At 65.9% G+C, this 16,582-nt stretch carries 9 protein-coding genes; 8 read left to right on the top strand and 1 reads right to left on the bottom strand.

The window, feature by feature from the left end; all coding sequences use genetic code 11:
• The first annotated feature begins 15 nt into the window (after nt 1-15).
• From panB to GGR64_RS16625, 5 genes are all read left to right on the top strand, one after another.
• The gene (gene panB, locus GGR64_RS16645; protein ID WP_160968953.1) at nt 16-834 is read left to right on the top strand and encodes a 3-methyl-2-oxobutanoate hydroxymethyltransferase; all 819 of its coding nucleotides are present in this window, start codon (nt 16-18) and stop codon (nt 832-834) included.
• The gene (gene panC / locus GGR64_RS16640) at nt 831-1,670 is read left to right on the top strand and encodes a pantoate--beta-alanine ligase (RefSeq protein WP_160968955.1); all 840 of its coding nucleotides are present in this window, start codon (nt 831-833) and stop codon (nt 1,668-1,670) included. Before panB ends, panC begins: the two co-directional genes overlap by 4 nt.
• A gap of 174 nt (nt 1,671-1,844) precedes the next feature.
• A complete protein-coding gene (panD, locus tag GGR64_RS16635; protein WP_019798646.1) occupies nt 1,845-2,225 on the top strand; it encodes an aspartate 1-decarboxylase in 381 nt (126 codons plus the stop codon).
• A complete protein-coding gene (pgi, locus tag GGR64_RS16630) occupies nt 2,222-3,736 on the top strand; it encodes a glucose-6-phosphate isomerase (RefSeq protein ID WP_184647198.1) in 1,515 nt (504 codons plus the stop codon). The genes panD and pgi overlap by 4 nt, the downstream gene beginning before the upstream one ends.
• Before the next feature lie 106 nt (nt 3,737-3,842).
• A complete protein-coding gene (locus GGR64_RS16625) occupies nt 3,843-4,292 on the top strand; it encodes a hypothetical protein (RefSeq protein WP_184647196.1) in 450 nt (149 codons plus the stop codon).
• On the opposite strand, the gene GGR64_RS16620 is transcribed toward GGR64_RS16625, so the two are convergent.
• Nucleotides 4,289-5,308 carry a cytochrome c peroxidase gene (locus GGR64_RS16620; RefSeq protein WP_184647194.1) on the bottom strand — a complete coding sequence of 340 codons (1,020 nt, stop codon included), beginning with the start codon at nt 5,306-5,308 and terminating at the stop codon, nt 4,289-4,291. The two genes, GGR64_RS16625 and GGR64_RS16620, sit on opposite strands and share 4 nt — an antisense overlap.
• Nucleotides 5,309-5,457: 149 nt before the next feature.
• Here GGR64_RS16620 and GGR64_RS16615 point away from each other — a divergent pair, with 149 nt between their 5' ends.
• The 3 genes from GGR64_RS16615 to GGR64_RS16605 all read left to right on the top strand — a co-directional run bounded on the left by GGR64_RS16615 (nt 5,458) and on the right by GGR64_RS16605 (nt 16,273).
• Nucleotides 5,458-10,392, top strand: a complete 4,935-nt coding sequence (locus GGR64_RS16615) for an IPT/TIG domain-containing protein (RefSeq protein WP_184647192.1) — start codon at nt 5,458-5,460, stop codon at nt 10,390-10,392.
• Between the two features lie 63 nt (nt 10,393-10,455).
• On the top strand, nt 10,456-15,840 hold the full coding sequence (locus GGR64_RS16610; protein WP_184647190.1) for an RHS repeat-associated core domain-containing protein: 5,385 nt from the start codon (nt 10,456-10,458) through the stop codon (nt 15,838-15,840).
• Nucleotides 15,824-16,273, top strand: coding sequence for a hypothetical protein (locus GGR64_RS16605; RefSeq protein ID WP_160968969.1), 450 nt, complete (start codon nt 15,824-15,826; stop codon nt 16,271-16,273). The genes GGR64_RS16610 and GGR64_RS16605 overlap by 17 nt, the downstream gene beginning before the upstream one ends.
• Nucleotides 16,274-16,582: the final 309 nt, after the last annotated feature.

The following is a 16,582-nucleotide window of genomic DNA, read 5'->3' as shown; positions in this document are numbered from 1 at the left end:
GCAGCACATGAGCTTATGAGCAGCCACGCCGACAGCAAGCCCTGGACCGTTCCCGCCCTGGCCGAGGCCAAGCGCCGCCAGCAGAAGCTGGTGATGCTGACCGCCTACGACGCCGGCTTCGCGCGTGCGTTCGACGCCAATGGCGTGGACCTGATCCTGATCGGCGATTCGCTGGGCATGGTGGTGCAGGGCCACGACTCGACCCTGCCGGTGACCGTGGACGACATCGTCTACCACACCGCGGCGGTGGCGCGGGTGCTGCAACGCGCGCTGCTGGTGGCCGACCTGCCGTTCCAGTCCGATGCCACGCCCGAGCGCGCGCTGGATGCGTCGACCCGGCTGCTGCAGGCCGGTGCGGAGATGGTCAAGCTGGAGGGCGCCGGGCACAAGCTGGACGTGATCCGTTTCCTCAGCGAACGCGACATCCCGGTGTGCTCGCACCTGGGCCTGACCCCGCAGTCGGTGCTGACCTTCGGCGGCTACAAGATCCAGGGGCGCGAAGAGGCGGCCGCGGCCAAGCTGCTCGCCGACGCCAAGGCGGTCGCCGCGGCCGGCGCCGCGCTGCTGGTGCTGGAATGCGTGCCGTCGCCGCTGGCCGCGCGGATCACCGCCGAGATCGGAATCCCCACCATCGGCATCGGCGCCGGCCCCGATTGCGACGGCCAGGTGCTGGTGATGCACGATTTCCTCGGCCTGGACAGCGGCCACCGCCGCCCGCGCTTCGTCAAGGATTTCCTGGCCGAAGGCGGTTCCATCGCCGGGGCGGTGCGCGCCTACGCCGACGCGGTGCGCGCCGGCACCTTCCCCGACGCCGAACACGCCTACGCCAAATGATCGAGACCATCACCGACCTGGCCCGGCTGCGCGCCACCGTTTCCGGCTGGAAGCGGCAGGGCCTGCGCGTGGCCTTCGTGCCGACCATGGGCAACCTGCACGCCGGGCATTTCTCGCTGGTGATGCTGGCGCGGCAATACGCCGACCGCGTGGTGTCCAGCGTGTTCGTCAACCCGACCCAGTTCGGTCCGAACGAAGATTTCACGCGTTATCCGCGCACCCCGGAAGCCGACACCAGCGGCCTGGAAGGTGCCGGCTGCGACGTGCTGTGGCTGCCGACGGTGGAGAGCATGTATCCGCTGGGCGTGGAACTGGCCTTGCGCATGCACACCCCGGGCGTCAGCGAGGTGCTGGAAGGCGCTTGCCGGCCCGGCCATTTCGATGGCGTGTGCACCGTGGTCGCGCGCCTGTTCAACCAGGTGCAGCCGGACCTGGCCGCGTTCGGCAAGAAGGACTACCAGCAGCTGGCGGTGATCCGGCAGATGGTGGCCGACCTGGCGTTCCCGATCGAGATCCTCGGCGGTGGCATCGTGCGCGAGGCCGACGGCCTGGCGATGAGTTCGCGCAACCAGTACCTGTCGGCCGAGGAGCGGCCGCGTGCCACGCACATCCATCGCACCCTGCTGGCGATGCGCGAGGCCCACCTGGCCGGGCGCCCGCGCGCGGAGGTGGAGGCGGCGGCGACCGCGCAGCTGCAGGCGGCCGGCTTCGAGGTCGACTACAGCGTGCTGCGCGCGCCCGACCTGAGCGAGCCGCAGGACGGCCGCGGTCCGCGCGTGGCGCTGATCGCCGCGCGCCTGGGCCGCACCCGGCTGATCGACAACCTGGAATTCTGAGCAAGGCAGGCCTAGGGTCGTTGTCGCAGGAGCGGCTTCAGCCGCGACAGGCTTTCCCGCGGGGGCTGTCGCGGCTGAAGCCGCTCCTACGATGGTTTGAGGCCGCGCCTCACCACCGCCAGCTAACCCCTCGGCTGCTAAACTGCGCGTCTTTCCTGACCGCAGTCCCGTGCCATGCAACTGAGCCTGTTGAAGACCAAGATCCACCGCGCCACCGTCACCCATTCCGAGCTGAACTACGAGGGCTCGATCGCCATCGACGGGCTGCTGCTGGACGCGACCGGCATCCGCGAGTTCGAGCAGGTGCACATCTGGGACGTGACCAATGGTGCGCGGTTCAGCACCTACGCGATCCGCGCCGACGAGGGCAGCGGCATCATTTCGCTCAACGGCGGCGCCGCGCGCCACGTGCAGGTCGGCGACCTGATCATCATCGCCGCCTTCGCCGGCATGAGCGAAGAGGAAGCCGCGCGCTTCCAGCCGACCCTGGTCTACGTGGACGGCAACAACAAGATCACCCACACCAACCACAGCATCCCAAAGCAGGCCGCATGACACAGTCCACCGGTTTCGACGCACTGCATTCCCACGCCCAGCGCCTGCGCGGGGCGCGCCTTCCCGACCTGCTGGCGGCCGAACCCGGCCGTGCCGAGACGTTGGCGCTGCAGGTCGGACCGCTGTACTTCAACTTCGCCCGGCAGAAGTATGACCGTGCCGCGCTCGACGCGCTGCTCGCGCTGGCCGCCGACCACGACCTGGCCGGCGCCTTCCAGTGCCTGTTCCGCGGCGAGACGGTCAACGTCACCGAGGGCCGCGCCGCGTTGCACACCGCGCTGCGCGGCGACCTCACCGGCGCGCCGGTGGCTAGCCAGGCCCACGCCAGCGCGCGCGAGGTGCAGCAGCGCATGCGCGGGCTGATCGACGCATTGGCGCAGACCGAGGTCACCGACATCGTCAGCGTCGGCATCGGCGGCTCCGATCTGGGCCCGCGCCTGGTCGCCGATGCGCTGCGTCCGGTCACCGGCGCGCGCTTCCGCGTGCACTTCGTCTCCAACGTGGACGGCGCGGCGATGCAGCGCACCCTGGCCACGCTGGACCCGGCGCGCACCGCCGGCGTGCTGATCTCCAAGACCTTCGGCACCCAGGAAACCCTGCTCAACGGCCAGATCCTGCGCGACTGGCTGGGCGGCAGCGAGCGCCTGTACGCGGTCAGTGCCAATCCCGAACGCGCCGCCAATGCCTTCGACATCGCCGCCGGCCGCGTGCTGCCGATGTGGGACTGGGTCGGCGGCCGCTACTCGCTGTGGTCGGCGGTGGGCTTCCCGATCGCGCTGGCGATCGGCGCCGACGCCTTCGAACAGTTGCTGGATGGCGCCGCGCAGTTCGACGCGCACGCCCTGAACGCGCCGCTGGAGCGCAACGTGGCCGTGCTGCACGGCCTGACCACGCTGTGGAACCGCAACCTGCTCGGCTACGCGACGCAGGCGGTGATGACCTACGACCAGCGCCTGGCGCTGCTGCCGGCCTACCTGCAGCAGTTGGTGATGGAAAGCCTGGGCAAGCGCGTGCGGCTGGACGGCAGCCCGGTCGAGGCCGATACCGTGCCGGTGTGGTGGGGCGGCGCCGGCACCGACGTGCAGCACAGCTTCTTCCAGGCGCTGCACCAGGGCACCAGCATCGTGCCGGCCGACTTCATCGGCTGCATCCGCAACGACGACCCGTACACCGTCAACCACCAGGCGCTGCTGGCCAACCTGCTGGCGCAGACCGAGGCGCTGGCGAACGGGCAGGGCAGCGACGATCCGGCCCGCGACTACCCGGGCGGCCGCCCGAGCACGCTGATCCTGCTCGACGCGCTGACCCCGCAGGCGCTGGGCGCGCTGATCGCCATGTACGAGCACAGCGTGTACGTGCAGTCGGTGGTCTGGGGCATCAACGCCTTCGACCAGTTCGGCGTCGAACTGGGCAAGCAGCTGGCCAGCCAGCTGCTGCCGGCGCTGCAGGGCCAGTCCACCGAGGTTGCCGATCCGGTCACGCGCGCGGTGCTGGCGCGGTTGCAGGGCTGACGCGAAGCGAAGCGCACGGGGCGGTTCACCCCCGTGCGTCCGCGAGGAACGATGCGGCCTGCGGCGTGCATCGCAATGGCAATCGCCGATCAGGGAGGACACAGGGATGATGAACGCGAAAAGGATGGTGTGTGGGATGGTGCTGACGGCGCTGTTGAGCCTGGGGGCGTGCCAGCGGCAGGCGCCGGAGCAGAATCCGGCCACGGCGGCGCAACCGCTGCACGTCGTCGAGGTCCGGATCGGCGCGATGCGCGACGGCAGGCCCGTGCCGCAGACCAGCGATGCGCCGATCCTGGCCAATGTCGCCCTGCGCGGCACTGCCCAGGGACACGTCCTGAAAGCGCGCTTGCTGGACCTGCGCGATGGTCGCCAGGTCGGGCTGGTGGAGCGCACCATGACCGGCTCCGATCAGGTCCAGTCGCTGCGTTTCGACAACGCGGCCGGCTGGCCGCCGGGGCGTTACATGCTGGAGGTGACGCTCGATGGCAAGCTCGCCTCGCAGCAGGACGTGGACGTGATGGGGGCGGCGAACAGCGCGTCGCGCACGGGCTCCTAGCGGTGCGCGGCGCCTGTACCGGACAGCGCCTGCAGGAACAGCACCAGCTTGTGCTTCTCCTCGGCGGTCAGGCTGATCGGTCGATTGCGAGCGAGGTTGCGATAGTAGACCTCGTGTTCCACCGCGGACGGCAGATCGGCGATGCTGCCGTCGTGCATGTAGGGCGCGGTATCGGCCACCGTCCGTAACGACGGGGTGCGGAAGGCGCCCAGATCCTGCGGCGCCCGTGTCACCGCAAAGCGCCCCAGTTCCGCCACGCGAACGTCGGAGAGGATGGAATCGCCCAGGCTCCGGCCTTCGCGTTTCTGCCGCTCCAGCACGTCGAGCAGGGCGGCGACGTTGCCGGCGACCTGGTTGAAACCGATGCCGGCGTGATGGAAGCGCTGATCGCTCGTGGTCGCAGGCGTGCCGTCCAGCCGGTGGCAATCGACGCAGCCGGCCTTGCCGGAAAACAGCGCCAATCCCTCGCGTTCGTCCTCGCTCAGCGAGGCTTGCGCGCCATGCGTCGTCCGAGAGGTCTCGTAGCGCGTCGGCGGTGCTGGCAACGCGCGGATGTAGGCGGCGAGCGCGGCCGCCACGACCTGGATGTCGCCGCCATCCTTGCCGGAGGCCGCATGCAAGAGTGGGGCGTAGCGCGGGTCGCGGGCGAGGTGGGTCAGCACGGCCTGCCGATCGGGCAGGCCCATCTCGCGCGGGTTGGTCAATGGCTGCAGGACCGCGTCCTCCAGCGTCGCTGCGCGCCCATCCCAGAAAAAGTGCGTCATGAAGCGGCTGTCGAGCAGGCTGGGCGCGTTGCGTGTGCCGCGCTGGCCGCCCGTCCCGGTGGACACCGCGGCACCGTCGGTATAGGCCAACTCGGCGCGATGGCAGCTTGCGCAACTGGTCTTGCCGTCCGCGCTGAGCCGCGTGTCGTGGAACAGCGCCTGGCCAAGCGCGATCCGCGCCGCCGCCGTGTCGTGCCGGCCGCCACCACACCCGGTCAGCGCCAGGACGAGGGCGGCCGACCACAGGCGCATGCAGATGACGATGTGATGACGCCGGTTCCTTGGCATGACGCTGTTGACTCCTGTCCCCGCTGTCGGATATCTATATCCACGCTGAATGCACGAAGCAAGGTCAGCATACGGACAGCCGGCCATCGTGGCCAGTCTTCAGGGATGAGAGCATGGAACGTCGCGGCGCAGGGATGGGCTCGGTCGTGGGTTTGCTGAAGCAAGCAGCGCATGCGCCCGCGCGCGGTTGGCGGCGCGTCGTGGTCAGAACGATGGCGGCCTTGCTGCTGACCCTTCTGGCCTGCACGTCTGGCGCCACCTCCTACGTCTACGACGCGCAGGGGCGTCTGGTCGCGGTCAGCAACGATGCCGGCGCAAGTGCCCGCTATCGCTACGACACGATGGGCAATATCACCGCCGTCGAACGCGTCTCCAGCGGAACCCTGGCGGTGCTGGGCTTCAGTCCGGCGCGCGGTGCGGCGGGCGATCGCGTGCTGATCCAGGGGCAGGGGTTTTCCACCGCGGCGTCCGCCAACAGCGTGGCCTTCAATGGACAGGCGGCCACGGTGGTGGCTGCCAGCGCGCGCGAGTTGACCGTGCTCGTGCCTGCCAATGCCAGTACCGGCCCGATCTCCGTGACCGTGTCCGGGCAGAGCGCGAGCAGTGCGCAGCAGTTCGTGGTCGATGCCAACCTCCGTCAGCCGGCCATTACGGGCGTATCGCCGTTGATCGCCAGCGCCGGTACGGCGATCACCGTCGATGGACAGAATCTGGTGCCGGTCGCCGGGCAGACCACGGCGAAGCTGGATCGCAAGACCGCGGTGCTGTCGAGCGCCACCGGCACGCGCCTGGTCTTTCCGGTGCCGGACAGGAGCGGCAGCGGGCCGGTGACCGTGACCACGCCCTACGGCAGCGCCACGAGCAGCCAGGATGTGCTGGTGGTGCCGAACAGTGTGTCGCCCGCTGATATTTCCGGAGTGACGCGGCTGTCCGTGGATGCCGCCGCCGTCGATGTCGCGATGGCGACCGCGGGCAAGTCCGCCGCGGTCCTCGTCAGCGGCATGGCTGGCGACTACCTCAGTGCCCAGTTTCAGGCGCTGGGCTCCACCACGCTGAACTACCGCGTGTTCGGCACCGACAACGTGCAGATCGCCAGCGGGCTGGTGAACGCCGACCAGCCCACCCTGCATCTGCCGCGGCTGAAGGTCGGCGGCACCTATCTGCTGCTGTTCGCCCCGAGCACGGCCACGGCAAGTTGGAAAATGAGCGTGGAGCGGTCCAGGGCCCTGGCAGTGGACGGCGCCGAAACAGGCGTTGCCACCGCGGTCGCCGCGCAATCGAAGCGCTACACCTTCCTGGCCCAGGCCGGGAGCCGGCTGGGGCTGGGGGTGGCCGAGCAGTCGCCGGTCGGCAGCGGCTGGGGAACCGCCTTGGTGCAGGTCTTCGACGCCGACGGCGTCAATCTGGGCTATCAGTACTGCAATCAGGCCAACAACGGCTGCGCACTCAACATCGCCGCGCCCAGGACCGGCGTGTATCAGGTGCTGCTGACGCCCGGCACCAGCGGTGCGCGCACGCTGCGCCTGAATCTGTTGCTGTCCTCGGATCTGTTGCAGGCATTGCCGAAAGACCAGGACGTGCTGGCCGAAACGTCGCGTCGAGGACAGAACCTGCGTCTGTCGTTCGATGCCGTGGCCGGCGATGCCTTCGCGTTGCACGTGGCCGGGCAGACCACCGTGCCGGCTGGTCGCGATGTGTACTACCGCGTTTACGCGCCCGATGGCACCAGTGTCGCGTCGATGGCGGTGCGTGCGGCTGGCACCACCTACCTGACGGCCAGGACCAGCGGCACCTATCAGGTGCTGGTGGATCCCGGCTTCGGAGAAACCGTGCGGTTGCAGACGCGGCTCAGCACCGGAGACACGAGCGGTGGCGGTGGCGGGATCGATGGCGCCACCGGCGCATTCGCCACGCAACTGCCGGGCGACAGCGTGTACTTCACCTTTTCCGCGACCGCCGGGCAGAGCCTGGGGCTTGGCATCAGCGAGCTGCAGTCCAACGAAAGCGGCCCGCTCAACCTCACCCTCTATGGCCCCGCTGGCACGCCGATGGCCGGCGCCGCCTGCGAGGTGGCCAACGACGGATGCGATGTGAATCTGCCGGAACTGGCGGCGGGACGTTACGGCGTCCTGGTCGCGCCTGCCACGACGACGCAGACGATGCGCTTCAAGGCGACCCTGTCTACCGACCTGGGGCTTGCCTTGACGCGGGATGCGGTCAGCCAGGTCGGCATCGGCCGGCGCGGGCAGAACGCCATGCTGTCGTTCCAGGCCGGTGCCGGCGAGGCATTGGCGGTGCAGGTGTCGGAGCAGACCACGACGCCGGCGAACGGCGCGGTCTACTACCGCGTGTACCGGCCCGATGGCACGGCGTTGTCGTCGATGGCGGTCTCCGGTTCGGGCACCCTGACGATGAACACGCCTGTCGCCGGGACTTACCGGTTGTTCGTGGATCCGCGCCATGGCGCGACCGTTTCCGCCAAGGTGCTGGTGACGGCCGGGAGCGCGGGCGGGTTGCAACTGGATGGCAGCAGCGGCGAGTACAAGACAAATGCTGGTCAGAGCGCCTTCTTCAGCTTCAGCGCGTCGGCCTTGCAGAACCTGGGATTGGGTCTCAGTGACCTCGTCCTGAGCAACGGAACCTACGTCAGCGTCAAGATCGCCAACCCCAATGGTTCCACGCTCACGACCGCGACGTGCTATGCCTCCAGCGGCTGCGCATTCAATCTGCTGAATCTCGCCGCAGGCAACTATGGTGTGACCGTGAGTCCGCAATCGGGCTCCCAGAGCATCGCGTTCAAGGTGACCCTATCCACGGAGGTCGCCGGCTTCCTGCAGAAAGATGCGTCGAGTTCCGTGGACATCTCGCGCTACGCCCAGAACGCGCGCCTGACGTTCACCGGGACCGCCGGCGAGAGCCTGGCCTTGCTCGCCGCCGACGTCGTGACCAGGCCTGCAGGCCGCGACGTGGTCTATGCGGTGTATCGGCCGAACGGCGCGTTGTGGAAGAACGTAACGGCCAGCGGCAATGTCATTCTGGCCCTGCCCAATCTCCCTGAGACGGGAAGCTATCGGGTGTTCGTCGATCCGGCGGGCGGCGCGTTGTGGTCGGCCCGCTTGAAACTCTCCACGGGCCAGGACGGCAATGTCGAACTGGACGGCGCAGGTGGCAGCTATCAGACGCCGGCAGGGCAGGGCGTGCATTTCTCCATCGATACCCAGGCCGGCCAGAATCTGGGGCTGGGGATCACCGACATTGGGGTGAGTTCGGGCAATTACTTCAATATCGCCGTCTACAGTCCGAACGGTACGACCTTGTACAGCGGCAGCTGCTACGTCCAGGATGGCTGTTCGTTGCCGCTGAGGAACACCTTGGCGGGACGCTACAGCGTGGTGGCGACACCGGCCTCGACGAGCCAGACGATCCAGTTCCGCGCTGTGCTTTCTTCCGAATTGCTGGATCAGCTGACCCGCGATCAGCCGTTGCATCTGGCGCTGGCGCGGTATGGGCAGAATGCGCGGCTGCGCTTCCAGGCGCAGGCAGGCGAGTCGCTGATGCTGCTGATCGCGGCGCAGACGACGCTACCCGCCGGTCGCGATGTGGTGTATCGCGTGTTGCGGCCAGATGGCGCTGTCTGGAGGACGGCGACCATCAAGGTTGGCGATGCGATCAATCTGATCAATATTCCGACGTCTGGCGAGTATGCAATCCAGGTCGAGAGTCGGACCGGAAGCCCGCTGGAATCGGACATCACCCTTTCCTCCGGGATCTCGCTGCCGATCGATGGCCCTCCGTTGCATGTGGTGACCCGCTTGCCGGCGCAATACAAGCACTTCTCCTTCATCGCTAGTCAGGGGCAGAACCTTGGACTGGGCACCAGCGGCATCCAGATCGTGGGCTCAGGGTGGCAGCGCGTTGTTGCATCCGTCTACAAGGCCGATGGCAGCACGCTGGCGAGCGGATACTGCGACGTGGAGCGCGGCGGCTGCGATTTCGATCTCATCAACCTTGCTGCAGGCAAGTACGCAGTACTGATCACTCAAGAGGAGGAGCAGGCAGCAACGTACGACGTAACGCTTTCCAGCGATCTCGCCTTGAACCTGCAGCGCGACACGCCGCTGGCCGTCTCCGTCGCCAGACGCGGGCAGAATGCCCGGTTGAGCTTCCAAGGGCAGGCGGGCGACAAACTCGCTGTGCTGGTGCAGAACCAGGCGACCACGCCCGCGGATGGCACCAGCTATTACAGCGTCTACCAGCCAAATGGCACCCTGCTTACGTCCGGATCGACGCGTACCGGTACTGCGATCGGCCTGGGCAGCCTGCCGACGACCGGCCAATACAGCGTGGTGGTCGATCCGCAGTATGGGCAGACGATCGACACCACCGTCGCCTTGTCCACCGGCACGTCAGTGGCCGTGGACAGCAGTCGCACGTTCGCTGCGGGTCCGCCCGGCGCGGGCATTTTCTTTTGGTTCGATGCGCAGGCCGGGCAAAAGCTCGATGTCGGACTCGATCAGATCGCACTGTCAGGCAACGGCTTCGCTTGGGTCTACGCGACGTTCTATCGTCCGGATGGCAGCAAGGTTTTCTCCAACACGAATTGCTTCCGTACCTACGGCTGCGGATTCTCCATCGACGCCGCCCAAGCCGGACGCTACGGCGTCGTGGTCGTTCCTTCGTCGGAAGACCAGAGTTTCGCTATGACCGCCTCGGTATCCAGCACCGTCGTCGGCACCTTGGCGTGGGATGTCCCGCAGTCGATCGCGCTGGACCGGCATGGCAAGACCGCCACACTGTCCTTCAGCGGCACGGCCGGGCAGGGCGTTTTGCTGCGGGTGACCAATCAGACGACCACGCCGGTCGGCCGGTCGGTGACCTATGCGCTGTATCGGCCTGACGGACAGTCGTACAGATCGCTCAGCGCCAGCGCCGGTAGCAGCGACCTGAGCTTCCCGGCGCTCCCGACGAGCGGCACCTATCGATTGCGGATCGTGCCCGAGGACGGCGTCACTGCGGCGATGGACATCACTTTGGACAGTACGCCCTAGAACACCGACGCGATTCCACCGAACGGACGCAGATCGGCGGCAGGCATGGAGCGGAGCGAGCATATGACGTGGTTCAACAGCGCATGGAAAAGCGTGATCTTGGGCGGGATGCTGGGCGCGCTGGCGTCGACGGCCGCATCCCAGCAACTGGTCTGGTCGACGGCGGCCATGCCGGCCATGCCGGCCATCGGAATCGGCACGGTTCCTGCGGTGGTCGGGCAGTGGCATGCGACCACATTGGCCGATGGCAGCGAGCTGGCGCTGGCACCCGACGGGCGCTTTCTGCGCCATCGCGTGCCCGGTCAGCGTGCGCGCGAGATCGCGCTGCCGTCGGTACGTATCGATGCCAGCGTCACGTTGCTGCCGAGCGGGCGTGTGCTGGTGTGGGGAGGACGCGATGCCCAGGGCCGATTGCAGGAAGGCGGCGTGTGGTTCGACCCGGCAAGCGCCTCCGTGCAGCCGGCCATCGGGCTAAGCCTGCGTGCGCGCTATGGGCACACCGCCACGGTACTGACCGATGGTCGCCTCCTGCTCGCCGGCGGCACTGGCGATGGCGCCGGCGCGCAGATGTGGGACGAAGCCAGTGATCGGGCGATCACCCTGCCTGCGGATCTGCCGGGCGGCGGCAACGCAACCTCGCGCCTGCTTGCCGATGGCCGCGTGGCGTTGCCGGCGTCGCGGAACGCCCAGCGCATCGCCAGCGATGCCGCGTTCGATCCGCTCGCGGGCGCCTTTCTTCCGTACTCGGCCAGCGTCGCGGATGCGCCAGGCGCGACGCGGCTCGCCGGCAGCGTGCCTGTGCAGGGGGCAGAGGGCGTCGCGCCGACCGCGCGGCTCGCGCTGCGCTTCTCGCGTCCGCTGCACATGCCCACGTTGTCCGCGCGCACCGTCACCCTGGTCGGTCCGGAGGGACGCGTCGCCGTGCGTATCGCGCCGGTGGAGCAGGGCCGTCTGCTGTTCGTGCAGCCGCGTCAGGCCTTGTTCCCGGATTCCCGTTACACCCTGATGGTCGACGGTGCGCGTGCCGCCTCGGGCGATGCCGTGCCGCTGATCGCCCTGGATTTCCGCACCGCCGCGTACGACAGCAACGGACAGCCGGTGGCGCACGCAACGGCGGCGCCGGCTGCGGCGGTCGCTGCGCCCAGCGTGCGCATGACCGGTGCGGGCATGCCGGCGTCCTGTGCCAATGACGTTCTGCCGTGCCGCGCTCGCGGCCTGTTGGTGGACGGCGTCTGGTACCCGGGACAGGACAATACCGACAGCCGCTGGCGCATCTATGGCGCCTCGCAACAGCCGGAACACAACGCCCGCATCGCGCGCATCGCCGCGACCTTCCACGTCACGATGGTGCGCGGGCGTGTGGTGCGGGTGGATCAGCAACCCGTGGCCGGGGTCGAGGTCAGTATCGGCAAGGAGCGGGCGGTCACCGACAAGAACGGCTGGTTCACCTTGTTCGATGTGCCGGCGGGGCATCAGGAACTCTACGTCGATGGCAGCACCGCCAACACGACCGGCGCCGAATACGGCCAGTTCGTCGTCGGCACGGACGTCGCCGCGGGTCGATTGAACGAACTCGGCTATCTGCTGCATCTGCCACGCATCGCCGCGCGCGACAAGATCCGGATCCCGTCGCCGACCGTGGAGGACATGGTCGTTGGCCACCCGGACATTCCCGGCCTGCAGTTGCGCATTCCCAAGGGCACCGTCGTGCTGGATCGCAAGGGCCGCCTGGTGACCGAACTGGCGATCGTGCCGACGCCGGTCAATCGTGCACCGTTCCCGGTCACCGAGAACCATCCGATGGCCTTCACGGTCGAGCCGGGTGGCGCGCAGATCCGCGGACTCGACCCCGGCGCCAACAACGGCATCCAGGTCTATTACCCCAACTACGACGGCTACGCCGCGGGCACCCAGGCCAACTTCTGGATGTACGACCCGCGCGATGGCTGGCGCGTCTACGGCAAGGGCACCGTCTCGGCCGACGGCAAGCATCTCGTTCCCGAGCCCGGCGTCGCCCTGCATCAGACCATGGGCGGCATGTACAGCGTGCCCAGCAACGACCCGCCCAGCGAGGCCGGGTTGCCGCCGGATGGGCATTGCTGCGGAACCCCGGGTAGCGGCGGCGTCGCCAATGCGGCCGATCCCATCGACTTGAAAACAGGTGAATTCGTCCATTCGGAAACCGATCTGCAGATCGCGGACGTGACGGCGCTGAGCCTGTCGCGCAGCTACCGTCCCCACGACCTGAAGCAGCGCGAGTTCGGCATCGGCACCGCGTCCAACTGGGGCTATTACCTGCACAATCCGGGCGGCACCTACGATTCGCTCGATCTGGTGCTGCCGACCGGCGCCTATATCCGCTTCGATCGGGCCTCCGGCTCCGGCCCGCGTGGCGAGTGGCGGCAAGCCGGTTCGACCACGCAGTATGCGGGCGCCGTGCTGCAATCGGTCTACGATCCGGACCCGTTGCAGCCCTGGGGCCGCGGATTTCGCATCACCCTGCGCGACGGCAGTCGCATGCAGTTCTCCAGCTACATGGACACCCGCCTGCGCTGGCTGGAGGACCGATACGGCAATCGCACCACACTGCTTTATGACGCGGGTCTGGTCTCGCGCATCGTGTCGCCCAGCGGGCGCTACATCGGCCTGGAATACGACACCCGCAATCGCGTTGCCGCCGCCACCGACAACGCCGGCAATCGCTGGACCTATGCCTACGACAGCAATGGCCTGCTTGCCACGGTAGGGTTCCCCGATGGCGGCAGCAAGGCGTACGCCTACCAGACCAAAATCCAGAACAATGCGCTGGCGCAGCACCGGCTGCAGTCCATCACCGACGCGCGCGGCAAGCGCGTCCTGCTCAACGAGTTCGAGGTCGTCAACGGCGCGTCCACCGGCAGGGTGATCAAGCAGACCCAGGCCGATGGCGGTGTCTTCGTCATCGACTACGCGCATGTCGACGGCGGCACCACCGGCGTCCTCGTCACCAGTCCCGACGGCAGCAAGCGCCGCGTCCTGTTCGACGGCAACAGCGCCTACCCGAAGACCGACATCCTGGCCTACGGCACCGACAAGCAACAGACCTACAGCTTCGAGCGCAACGCCTACGGGCAGGTCACCGCCAGTATCGACCCGCTCGGCCGTCGCACCGAGTATCGCTACGACGCGGGCGGGCGACCGCTGCAGGTCACGGTGCTGGCCGGCACCGCACAGGCGCGCGTGTCCAGCCTCAGCTACACCAGCGACGGCGACCTGCAGTCGGCGACGGATCCGCTGGGACGGGTGACGCGCCTGGACTACGGCGCCAACCGCTGCCTGACCGCGGTCACCGATCCCGGAGGCCGTACGGCCCGCTTCGCCTGCGATGGCGCGGGCCTGCCGTTGAGCGCGACCAATGCCATCGGACAGACCATCGCCTTCCAGTACGACGGCTACGACCTGGCCGGCATGGTCGATCCGCTGGGGCGCAGCACGCGCTTCCAGTACGACGGCCTGGGGCGGGTGACCGGCAGCCGCGACGACCAGGGCAACGCCACGCGCCAGGAATACGACGCGCTTGGCCGGGTCAGCAAGGCCTACGATGCCGCCGGCAACGTGACCGAATTCGGCTACGACAAGAACGGCAACGTCCTGGCGATCCTGCTGCCGCACGGCAACGGCATCACCTATACCTACGACGAGCGCAACCGTCCGCTGACGCGTACCGACGCGCTGGGCCAGTCCGAGACCTGGACCTATGATTTCATGGACCGCGTCGCGAGCTACACGGACCGCAAGGGCCAGAAAAAGACTTTCACTTATGACGTGCTCGGGCGCTTGTCAGTGGTCACCGAGGCCGATGGGCGCACTCAGACCTTCACCTACGACGCCGGCAACCGCCGCGTCGCGCTGGTCGACTCGGCAGCGGGAACCCTGGGTTGGGAATACGACCTGTTCGACCAGGTCACCGAGGCCATCACCCCGCAAGGCAACATCGTCTACGAATACGACGCGGTCGGCCGCCGCACCAAGATGACCGCGGCCAACCAGGCGGCGCTGGAGTACCGCTACGACGACGTCGACCGCCTGCGCACCCTGCTGCAGGGGAGCGAGACCGTGGCGTTCGAGTATGACGCCGCCGATCGCCTCACCGAGACCACCTTGCCGAATGGGGTCAAGACCGGGTACGCCTACAACACCGCCAACCAGACGACCGGCATCGCCTGGCTCAAGCCGGATGGCACGGCCCTGGGCGAGATCGGCTACGGCTACGACCAAGTCGGCCAACTGGTGGCGCAGACCGGCAGCTTCGCCCCGCAGGCGCTACCGGCCGCACGCACCGGCAGCTTCGATGACAACAACCGGCAGACCCAGGCCGACGCCCAGACACTGAGCTACGACGCCAACGGCAACCTGATCTCCGACGGCGTGCGCACCTACGTCTGGAACGCACGGGACCAGTTGGTCGAAATCAAACAGGGGACGGCGAGCATCGCCAGTTTCGGCTATGACCCGCTTGGCCGGCGAACCAGCAAGACCGAAGGCGGACAGACGATCAGCTATCTGTACGACGGAGTGGATCCGGTGCAGGAAACCCAGGGCGGCACCGTCAACCCGATCCTGACCGGACTTGGCATCGATGAGCGCTACGCGCGGAACGAAGCCAGCGGACGTGCGTACTTCCTGAGCGACGCGCTTGGCAGTACGCGCGCACTAACCAACGCCAGCGGCTCATTGATTCAGCGCTACGACTACACGCCTTACGGACAGACCAGCCAAGCCAACACGGCAACCAGCAATCCATATCAGTACACGGGGCGGGAGCGGGATGCGAGCGGGCTTTATTACTACCGGGCGCGGTATTATCAGCCAAACTTGGGGCGCTTTGTTAGTGAGGACCCCATTGGGTTAGTCGGTGGAGCAAATGCTTATGCCTACGTTCATGGTTCTCCATTGATGTATGGAGATCCTTTAGGTCTTTTTGATTTGCCATCAATTCCCCAGCCGGTAGTGGATGCGGCAGCAGGTTTTGGCGACTCGTTGTCATTTGGGTTGACGAATTACATCCGGGATCAATGGGATATTAATGGCGCAGTTGAAAAATGTTCAGGTTATTACTCTGGTGGGCAAGTCGCCGGAACTGTTTATAGTTTAGCTATGCCTCTGAGTCGATTGGGCTACGTGGCAAAAGCCCGTCAGATTCCAAGATTGGGATTGTCTGCGGAGGAAAGCGTGATCGCAAGAAACGCTCTGAAGAATTATTTTAGAGGACCTTTCGCTTACTCATTGAGAAATTGGCATGCCGTCACATTTGAAGGCCTGGTGGCGCAAGGAAAGAGTGGCGCCGACATAGTTGCTGGTGCAGGAAGAACGAGCGTTGGGTGGACATCCGTTTTAGTCGGAGGCGGCTTAGTAGGTTCGGCAACGCGCGCAGGAAGAATCGGAGGTAATTGTGGTTGTGGCCAATAAAATACTGGTTCGTCGTTATAGGGTTTACGATCCGCTAGAGCAGGATGTCTTTGTCTATGGTGGTGGGGAGTTAAATTTTTTTGCATCTGGCAATAAGGATTTGAATGTGGCGGGTTGGCTTGTTGATTGGGAGAAAATATTGCATGGCCCAAAGCGAATAATATTTTTTGAAGATGGTGGTTTTAAATTTATCGACGTTGGTGGGTTGGTTTTTAAAATCGGGCATGGAGTTGAGGTGCATTGCGTTCGAAATATTTTTATTTCAAAATTGAATGTTGTTAATAACGGCATACTGGCCGTGTCTGTTACATACCTAACTCCTTGGTGGCGACTAATTTTTGATGATGGCAGTCACCCGGACTTGCAATTTCCTTTGGAGTATTTCTCTAAGTTATGGAATGACAATATTTTCATATTTAATAAATCTAGCTAGTTCTGGATGATGGGCGGATGTAAGTGCGGATAAAGATTGTGGTGGGAGGTGGGGCTTTTTTCTATGGCTGTTGCTCTTCTTCTTTTGGTGGGTGTATTTTTTGCTGATTAGGCTCTGTACGTGCAATGAGGCTAGTGGACGTGCGTCCGTTTGCATTGATTTTGGCTTGCTGAAGCGATCTAGGGAATGAGATGGTCAGTATTATCCTTTTTTTGGCTGAAGGGGTATGGACCATGAATAATTTCGATTGTCATATTTATGCGTGCCGTTGATTTCCTCTCGGTTTATGGCGCAAGCACATTCTTAGTT

Source organism: Xanthomonas sp. 3307, from assembly GCF_014199735.1.
Classification (GTDB): Bacteria; Pseudomonadota; Gammaproteobacteria; order Xanthomonadales; family Xanthomonadaceae; genus Xanthomonas_A; species Xanthomonas_A rydalmerensis.
This window is presented reverse-complemented; position numbering and strand designations above follow the sequence as displayed.

What these genes read in the sequence shown, in the direction of transcription:
- panB (WP_160968953.1), top strand. Translation starts at nt 16, where the DNA reads ATGAGCAGCCACGCCGACAGCAAGCCCTGGACCGTTCCCGCCCTGGCC.
- panC (WP_160968955.1), top strand. Translation starts at nt 831, where the DNA reads ATGATCGAGACCATCACCGACCTGGCCCGGCTGCGCGCCACCGTTTCC.
- panD (WP_019798646.1), top strand. Translation starts at nt 1,845, where the DNA reads ATGCAACTGAGCCTGTTGAAGACCAAGATCCACCGCGCCACCGTCACC.
- pgi (WP_184647198.1), top strand. Translation starts at nt 2,222, where the DNA reads ATGACACAGTCCACCGGTTTCGACGCACTGCATTCCCACGCCCAGCGC.
- GGR64_RS16625 (WP_184647196.1), top strand. Translation starts at nt 3,843, where the DNA reads ATGATGAACGCGAAAAGGATGGTGTGTGGGATGGTGCTGACGGCGCTG.
- GGR64_RS16620 (WP_184647194.1), bottom strand. Translation starts at nt 5,308, where the DNA reads ATGCGCCTGTGGTCGGCCGCCCTCGTCCTGGCGCTGACCGGGTGTGGT.
- GGR64_RS16615 (WP_184647192.1), top strand. Translation starts at nt 5,458, where the DNA reads ATGGAACGTCGCGGCGCAGGGATGGGCTCGGTCGTGGGTTTGCTGAAG.
- GGR64_RS16610 (WP_184647190.1), top strand. Translation starts at nt 10,456, where the DNA reads ATGACGTGGTTCAACAGCGCATGGAAAAGCGTGATCTTGGGCGGGATG.